Origin of the sequence: Micromonospora endophytica (assembly GCF_003236305.1) — a bacterium.
GTDB lineage: Bacteria > Actinomycetota > Actinomycetes > Mycobacteriales > Micromonosporaceae > Micromonospora > Micromonospora endophytica.
On sequence record NZ_POTX01000264.1, the window covers coordinates 1 to 7,928 of the forward strand.

Annotated in this window: 11 protein-coding genes; all 11 read left to right on the forward strand. The window is 73.1% G+C overall.

Annotated elements, in window-relative coordinates; all coding sequences use genetic code 11:
* Positions 1-712, forward strand: a 712-nt coding sequence (locus C1I93_RS26100; protein WP_111245932.1) for a hypothetical protein, incomplete at its 5' end; no start/stop codon positions are given.
* Positions 709-1,368: an SAF domain-containing protein gene (locus C1I93_RS26105; RefSeq protein WP_111245933.1), complete on the forward strand. Its 660-nt coding sequence runs from the start codon at positions 709-711 to the stop codon at positions 1,366-1,368. The genes C1I93_RS26100 and C1I93_RS26105, both read left to right, overlap by 4 nt.
* Positions 1,369-1,370: 2 nt before the next feature.
* Entirely contained in the window at positions 1,371-2,171 is an 801-nt protein-coding gene (locus C1I93_RS26110; RefSeq protein WP_111245934.1) for a CpaE/TadZ family protein, read from the forward strand.
* The gene (locus C1I93_RS26115; RefSeq protein ID WP_111245935.1) at positions 2,161-3,696 is read left to right on the forward strand and encodes a TadA family conjugal transfer-associated ATPase; all 1,536 of its coding nucleotides are present in this window, start codon (positions 2,161-2,163) and stop codon (positions 3,694-3,696) included. Before C1I93_RS26110 ends, C1I93_RS26115 begins: the two co-directional genes overlap by 11 nt.
* 30 nt (positions 3,697-3,726) lie before the next feature.
* Complete coding sequence (locus C1I93_RS26120; protein WP_111245942.1) at positions 3,727-4,599, forward strand: type II secretion system F family protein; 873 nt, start codon at positions 3,727-3,729, stop codon at positions 4,597-4,599.
* On the forward strand, positions 4,596-5,456 hold the full coding sequence (locus C1I93_RS26125) for a type II secretion system F family protein (protein WP_111245936.1): 861 nt from the start codon (positions 4,596-4,598) through the stop codon (positions 5,454-5,456). Before C1I93_RS26120 ends, C1I93_RS26125 begins: the two co-directional genes overlap by 4 nt.
* Before the next feature lie 37 nt (positions 5,457-5,493).
* Positions 5,494-5,691 (forward strand): hypothetical protein, encoded by a 198-nt coding sequence (locus C1I93_RS26130; protein ID WP_111245937.1) that lies wholly within the window; start codon positions 5,494-5,496, stop codon positions 5,689-5,691.
* Positions 5,692-5,727: 36 nt separating this feature from the next.
* A complete protein-coding gene (locus C1I93_RS26135) occupies positions 5,728-6,141 on the forward strand; it encodes a TadE family protein (protein WP_111245938.1) in 414 nt (137 codons plus the stop codon).
* Positions 6,126-6,593 (forward strand): TadE/TadG family type IV pilus assembly protein, encoded by a 468-nt coding sequence (locus C1I93_RS26140; RefSeq protein ID WP_111245939.1) that lies wholly within the window; start codon positions 6,126-6,128, stop codon positions 6,591-6,593. The genes C1I93_RS26135 and C1I93_RS26140 overlap by 16 nt, the downstream gene beginning before the upstream one ends.
* Positions 6,590-7,015, forward strand: coding sequence for a hypothetical protein (locus tag C1I93_RS26145; RefSeq protein WP_111245940.1), 426 nt, complete (start codon positions 6,590-6,592; stop codon positions 7,013-7,015). The genes C1I93_RS26140 and C1I93_RS26145 overlap by 4 nt, the downstream gene beginning before the upstream one ends.
* A 15-nt stretch (positions 7,016-7,030) precedes the next feature.
* A partial coding sequence (locus C1I93_RS26150; protein WP_111245941.1) for a LysM peptidoglycan-binding domain-containing protein occupies positions 7,031-7,928 on the forward strand: 898 nt, incomplete at its 3' end.

Here is a 7,928-nt window from a genome sequence, read left to right on the forward strand (position 1 = left end):
AGAGGTGTATAAGAGACAGTGGGAGGGGCGGACCATCCCCTGCTACCACGAGACGCTCGGCTGGTTCAACAGCAGCGACGGCTGCTACTACAAGCTCGCCGAGTCGCCGCCGGCAGAGCCCCCGGAGGGCTACCAGTACTACCTGCGCACCTGTTACGGCGGGGAGTTGGGCATCCAGACCCTCGAACTGCTGGCCGTGCCGCCGCCCGGCTTCGGCGCCCCACCCGACCCGGAGGAGCTGGCCCGCCGGGCCCTGGCCTCGATCACCCTGCTCGCGCCCCGGATCGCTGTCGCACCCCGCAAGGACATCGGCCCCGGGCTGGTCGGCCTGCCGGTCTGGATGTGGGCCGAGCCCGGTGTCCAGCAGTTCGGGCCGCAGAGCGCGTCCGCGACCGACCGGGGGCTGACGGTCACCATCGAAGCCAAGGTCGAGCGGGTGGAGTGGGACATGGGCAACGGCCAGGCGCCGGTCACCTGCTTCGGCCCCGGCACCGAGTACACCACCAGCGGCACGCACGCCGGCCAGCGTTCCCCGGACTGCGGCTACCACAGTGGCTACCCGAAGGCGGGGAGATACCAGATCCAGGCGACCACGCACTGGACCGTCACCTGGCGCAGCAGCAGCGGTGAGCAGGACCAGATTCCCGGCGTCACCCGCGTCAGCAACCCGGTCAGCATTCAGATCAACGAGCTTCAGGTGGTGACCCGATGAGCGTGGCGACCCGTGACGACACCCCGCCGGTGGACGCGCCGATCGCCCCACCCCGGGTGGTCCGGCAACGCCGGATGCGGCCCGGCCTGCTCGGCCTGGCCGTGCTGCTGATCGCCCTCGGCGGGCTGGGCTCGGCGTTCGCGGTCACCTCGGTCCGGGCGACCGGCAGCTACCTGGCAGTCGCCCGGACGGTCGAGGTCGGCGGCGTACTCAGCGCCGACGACCTGGTGTCGGTGCAGGTCGCCGGCGGGCAGGGACTCGAACCGGTGCCATCCGGGCAGCTCGCCGACGTGATCGGGATGCGCGCCGCCGTCTCGCTCACCCCGGGCACCCTGCTGACCATGGCGCAGCTCACCGACGACCCGCTGCTCGGCCCCGGGCAACAGCAGCTCGCGCTCGGCCTGCGCGCGGCCCAGGTGCCCGCACCGAAGCTCCGCCCCGGCGACGAGGTGCTGCTGGTCAGCACCCCGAGCGAGGACCGCAGCGCGCCCGCCGGTGGCGCCACCCGGTTCACCGCCACCGTCATCGACACCACAAGCACCGACGACCGGGACGAGGTGGTGGTCTATCTCGCGCTCGCGGTCCGGGACGTACCGGCCGTGGTGGCGCTCGCCGCACAGGACCGGATCGCGCTCGTGCTGACCAAGGCGGCCTGACCATGGCGATCATCGCGCTGGTCTCGGCCAAGGGCTCGCCGGGGGTCACCACCACCGCGCTGGCCTGCACGTTGAGCTGGCACCGGCGGCTGGTCCTGGCCGAGTGCGACCCGGCCGGCGGCTCGGTGCTCGCCGGTTATCTCGGCGGCGCACTCGACGGTCCGCGCGGCATCGGCGAGCTGGCCGTCGGCGAGCTGCGCGACGGCAGCCTGGAGCGCACGTTCTGGTCCCAACTCGTCGACCTGGACGCGCCGCACCGCGACCGGCTGCTGCTGCCCGGCGTCGTAGACCCGGCCCAGGCGGGCAGCGTGATCCCCTTGTGGCAGCGGTTCGCCGACTTCTTCACCGCGCTGGAGCACGGCGACCCGCCGTACGACGTGCTCGTCGACTGCGGCCGGTTGCCGGTGGTGGGCCCACCCTGGCCCCTGCTGCGCGCCGCGTCGGTGGTGCTGGTGGTGAGCCGGGCGCGGCTGCCCGACCTCTCCGTCGCCCGGGCCACGATCCGGGCCATCCACCGCGACTTCGCCGAGCACCGGGTGCCGCCGGGCACGATGCGACTGCTGCTGGTCGGTGGCGGCCACGGCAAGGCGGAGATCAGCAAGGCGCTCGGGGTGCCGGTGATCGCCCGGCTGCCGTACGACCCGCGTACCGCCGAGGTGTTGAGCCTCGGCGGCACCGTGCGGGCCGGACGGCCGTTGCTGCGCGCGGCCCGCGGGCTGGAGGTGCCGGTCGGCGCGCTGCTGGAACAGCGGCGGGCACGATTGGCGTGGCCGGTCTCCCAGGGGGTGCCGGATGCGGTTTGAACCTGTCTCGTCGGACCCCCGCCGGCAACCTCCCGGCGCCACCTCGACAGTGGCACCGCTGCCACCGACAAACGGCCGGCACCACCATCCGATGCCGGTGCCCGTGCCGGTGCCGGCGCTGGCACCCGAGGCACCACCCCGCCCCCGGGTCGACTTCCCACTGGTCCGCGAGCTGCGGCGGGAACTCAGCGAGCGGCTCACCCGGTGGCAGCGCGGCCGGGAGTTCAGCGTCGACGAGGAGGACACCGAGCGGGCCCGGCTCGCGGTGGAGCTGGTCGCCGAGTACGCCGACTCGGTGCGCCGCGCCGGCACCCCCATGCCGGCCGGCGAGGAACGGCTGCTGCTCGACCAGGTCACCGCCGAACTGGCCGGCCTCGGTCGACTTCAGACGCTGCTTGTCGACGCCACCATCGAGGAGGTGCACATCCTCGGCTGCGACCAGGTACGCATCACCCGGCACGGCGGCGGGGTGGAGTGGGCCGAACCGATCGCCGACAGCGACGACGAGCTGGTGGAGATCCTCCAGGCGGCGGCCCGCCGGGCCGGAGCCACCGAACGTTCGCTGTCCACCTCGAAGCCCACACTCGACCTGCAACTGCCCGACGGCAGCCGACTCGCGGCGGTGTTCCTGGTCAGCCACCGCCCGTACGCGGTGATCCGCAAGCACAACACCCTTGAGGTGACCCTGGACGACCTGGCCGGCAGCCGTGGCGACCTGGACGAGATGATCGACCCGCTGCTGCGCGACTTCCTCCGCGCCTCGCTGCGGGCCGGGCTGAACATCATGGTCGCCGGGCTGGCCGGGGCCGGTAAGACCACAGTCATCCGGGCGTTGATGAGCGAGATTCCGCCGGACGAGCCGTACGTGCTGCTGGAGGAGAGCCGGGAGCTGCTGCCGGCCCGGCGCACCGCCCGGCACCGCGCGGTGATGAGCTTCGAGGCCCGGGAGGGGCATGGCGAACGCGGGCCGGACGGCCGACCGGCCGGTGAGGTGAGCATCGCCGACCTGATCCCGGTCTCGCTGCGGATGGGCGTACTGCGGATCATCGTCGGCGAGGTGCGGTCCCGGGAGATCGTGCCGATGCTCCAGGCGATGACCACCAGCCGGGGCTCGATGTGCACCATCCACGCCCGTACCCCCGCCGGGGTGAGCGAACGGATCATCGAGCTGGCGTTGGCGCACGGCCGGGAGATGACTGTCGACCAGGCCCGCCGGATGGCCGGCAACGCGCTCGACCTCATCGTCTACGTCACCGTCGAGGACGAGACCGGCATCGGCGGGCGCAAGCACCGGTACGTCTCGCACGTCGAGGAGGTGCTCGGCGTCAGCGAGGGCAGCCGGATCACCACCACGCAGGTGTTCGGGCCGGGTCCGGACGGCCGGGCGGTGCCGCGACACCTGCCCGAGCGGGTCCGGGACCAACTGCTGCGGGTGGGCTACGACGCGCGGCTGCTGAGCCGCTGGATCGAGGCCGGTCAGGGCGCCTGGCGCCGACCCAAACAGACCCGACTCGGTCGGCGGTGAGTGGTGCGCAACGACATCGAACTGATCGCGATGGTCTCCGGGGCCGCCTGCGTGGCCGGGCTGGTGCTGGCCGTCGTCGCGATCGTCGGCACCCGTCGCCCACCCGGCCGGGCTCCCGGCGCGGGGCCGGGCATCAGCCGGCTCTGGCAGGGCTCCGGCACCGCCCGGGAGCAGCGGGCACATCAGGCGCTGCTTGTCGGTGCGTTTGTCGCCGGGGCGCTGGCCTTCCTGCTGACCGGTCTGCCGGTGGTCGGTCTGCTGGTCGCGGTGGCGGTACCCGGCACGCCGTGGCTGTTCTCCGTCGGCCGGGCCGAGCAGCGGGCCATCGCCCGGATCGAGGCGGTCGGCGAGTGGACCCGCCGACTCAAGGACGTCTCGGCCACCGGTCAGGGTCTCCAGCAGGCGATCATCGGCACCCTGCCGACCGCGCCGGAGGAGATCCAGGAGGAGGTACGGCTGCTCGCCGCCCGGCTCCAGGCAGGTTGGCTGGCCCGCTCCGCCCTGCTCGCCTTCGCCGACGAGATCGGCGACCCGGTCTGCGACCAGGTGGTCGCCGCGCTCATCCTGCACCTCAGCGACCGGGGTGACCGCCTCGGTGACGTACTCGGCTCGATCGCGTCGGCGGCGGCGGCCGAGGTCGCCACCCGCCGGGAGGTCGAGGCCAAACGCACCCAGCCACGGTTCGCGGTCCGCTTCCTCACCGGAATGACCCTGGCCACCATCGCGTACGGGCTGCTGAACACCGAGTACGTCCAGCCGTACGGCACACCGCTCGGCCAGGTGGTGATGGCGGTCCTCGGCACCGCCTTCGTGGGCCTGTTGGCCTGGGTGCGCTCGATGAGCCAGCCACCCCGGCCGGCCCGGTTCCTGCCCGCCCCCGATCCGCGCGAGGTGATGGCGTGAACTGGTTGCTGACAGTCGCCGTCACCGGCGGAGCCGCCGTCGGGCTGGGCGTGTTCCTGGTGGTCCGCGAGCTGGTGCCGGCGACTCCGGCCCTCGGCCCGGCGTTGCGCCGCCTGCACCAGCCGGCGGGGGCCCGGGTCGATCCCGCCGACCGCCGCCTGGAGTGGCTCACCGGCATGGCCCGCTGGCTGCGCCCCCCGCACCGGCAACTGGCCCTGCTCGGCCGCACCCCCGAGCAGTACGCGTTGTCCCTGCTGCTGTCGGCCCTGATCGGCCTCGCCGGGCCGGCCCTGGTCAGCGGCACCCTGTTCCTGGTCGGGGTCAGTTTGCCGCTGGCCGTGCCGGTGCTGGGCAGTCTCGGGCTGGCGCTGCTCTGTGCCTTTGTCGCGCACCGTTCGGTGCTCACCCGCGCCGAGGTGGCCCGGGACGAGTTCCGCCAGGCGGTCTGCACCTATCTGGATCTGGTCGCGCTGCAACTCTCCGCCGCGCACGGTCCGGTGCAGTCGCTGGAGCGGGCCGCGGCGATCTGTGAGGGCTGGGTCTTCGACCGCATCTCCGAGGCGTTGCGCATGGCCCAGATGCAGATGCACTCGCCCTGGGACGAGCTGCGTGACCTGGCCGACCGGATCGGCATCCCGGAACTGGGTGACGTCGGGGCGATCATGCGCTCCTCGGGCAGCGAGGGCGCGCAGGTGCACGAGACCCTGCGCAGCCGGGCCGACTCGCTGCGCGACCAGATCCGCACCGACAACCTGGCCCGGGCCGAGGGGGTGACCAGCCGCCTCGACATCCCCGGCGCGCTGCTGGTCTTCGTCCTGCTCGGCTTCGCCATCTATCCGTTCCTGGCCCGCCTCTGACCTCCCTCCTCCCCTCCCAGAGCAAAGGAGCACCCCGATGTCCGTCCTCATCTATCTGCACGTCGCGCTGCGTGCACGGCTGGCCGAGCTGCGTGGCGATCGGGGCGACAGCCCAGTGCCGACCGCAGTGATCATCTTTGGCCTGGTGGCCGTGGCGATGGCGGTGACAGGTGCCGCGCTCGCCGCCGCCAACGACTGGATGGACAACATCCCGAAGCATCAGGACCCGAAGTGAGCCATGCCTGACGCCCGGTCCACCGGATGGTGCCGGATGGCCTCGGTCATCCGGCACCGCCTGCTGCCCGCCGGTTCCTCGGAGCGGGGCGGCAACCCGGTGGAGTTGGCGGTGGCGCTGCCGGCGATCCTGGTGATGCTCTTCGCCTCGATCCAGGTCGCCGTGGTGTTCGTGGCCCGCGCCACCGCGCTCAACGCCGCCCAGAGCGGAGTCAACGCGCAGCGGCTCTACGAGGCCCCGGCGGGTGCCGGTGAGGCGCGGGCCACGAAGTTCCTCAACCAGGCCGGGGACTGGCTGATCGACTGGGACGACCCGGGGCCGAGCTGCGTCACCACCGACACCGACGTGACCTGCACGGTCACCGGTAAGTCCCTCTCCGTCGTACCAGGGGTCGACTTCACCATCGAGCAGAGCGCACACGGGACGGTGGAGCGATGGGCCGCACCGTGAGCCGGGGCTCGGTCTCGATCGAAGTCGCCGTCCTGGCGCCCGCCTTCGTGGCGATGATGGTGCTGGCCGGAGTCGCCGGCCGTACCGCCGTGGCCAGTGAGGCGCTCGAGGCCGCCGCGCACGACGCCGCCCGGGCCGCGTCGATCTCCCGGGATGCCGGCACGGCCCGGCAGGAGGCCCGGGAGGCGGCCCGCCGGCAGCTGGACTGGCGCGGGATCTCCTGCGCCGGTGCGCCCCGGGTGACCTTCCGGGGGACGGTCGGCGGCCGGTCCACAAGCTTCGACGCGGCCTACCGCAGCCCGGTGGGGCAGGACGCCTCGGTCACCGTGGAGATCGCCTGCACGGTGTCCTACCAGGACATCAAGCTTGCGGTCCTGGAGAGCATGCCGGCGGGCAACCGGATCACCGTGTCGTTCACCTCTCCCCTGGACCGCTACCGGAGCCGGCAATGAGCGCGGGACGCGGCGACGCCGGGCGAGTGAGTGTCTTCCTCGCCGTCGCGCTCTTCGGCGTACTCGCGATCATCGGCATGGCGTTCGACGGCGCGGGCCAGCTCCGCAGCCTGCAACGCGCCGAGAACCTGGCCGCCGAAGCGGCCCGGACCGGCGGCCAGGCCATCGACCTGACCACCGCGATCGAGGGCGGACCCAAGCGGATCAACAAGCCCCAGGCCCGACAGGCCGTCGCGCGGTATCTCTCCGCCGCCGGGGCCAGCGGCCACCGCGTGAGCTTCCCGGTGGTCGACGGCGAGACCCTGATCCGGGTACGCGTCACCATCACCTACCGCCGGGCCGTACTCGGCCTCTTCGGCTTCTCCAACACCGTCACCGTCTCCGGTGAGGCGACCGCGCGGGCGCTGACCGGGACACCCTAGGGAAGGAAGGTGGCCATGGCCGCATCGGGTGGCACCGCCGTACGGCGGATCGGCCGGGTGCTGACCGGCTTCGGTGCGCTCATCGTGCTGGTCGGCCTGCTGGCCGGCGGGCCCATCGCGCTGCTGGCCTTCGCCGGCAACCCGCTACCGGATCACGTGCCGGCGCTGGCGGAGATCGGCACCACGCTCACCAGCCGCGACGACGGGCAACTCTTCCTGCGCGCGTTGGCGCTGGTCGGGTGGCTCGGTTGGGTCTCGTTCGCCTTCTCCGTGCTGGTGGAGCTGGGCGCGCAGGCGCTGCGCCGGCCGGCGCCCCGGCTGCCCGGGATGAGCCGGCAGCAGCGCGCCGCCGCGGCGCTCGTCGGGTCGGTGGCCCTGATCCTGGCCACCAGTCCGGCCGCCACCGCCGCCACCACGGCATACACCGCCGGCGCCTGGGCCGGCGCACCAACGACGGCTGCGGCGGCCGGCTCGCCGTCAGCTGCGGCGGCTGGCTCGGCGGCGATGTCTACGGCGAGGGCACAGGCGTTGGCGGCTCCGGCGGTGGGCCCGGCCGGGATGGTGGCTGCCGGGGCAGCGGGCCCGGTGACAGCGGATCGGGACGATGACCGGGCTGAGGCCCCGGTCTACCGGGTGGCCAAGGGTGACTACCTCGGCAAGGTGGCCGAGCGGTATCTCGACGAGTTCGGGGACTACCGGGAGCTGGCCGCCCTCAACCGACTGCGTGACCCGGACCGGATCCGCCCCGGCCAGCTCATCACGCTGCCGACCGAGGCGGCGGACCAGGGTTCCCGGGCACACGCCACCGGTCGCCTGGTCGCCCGGGTGGCCCCGCCCTCCTCGCCGAGCCCGGCCGCGCCGGAGCGGACCGAGAGCCGCAAACCGTCGCCGTCACCATCCGGCAGCCCCACCC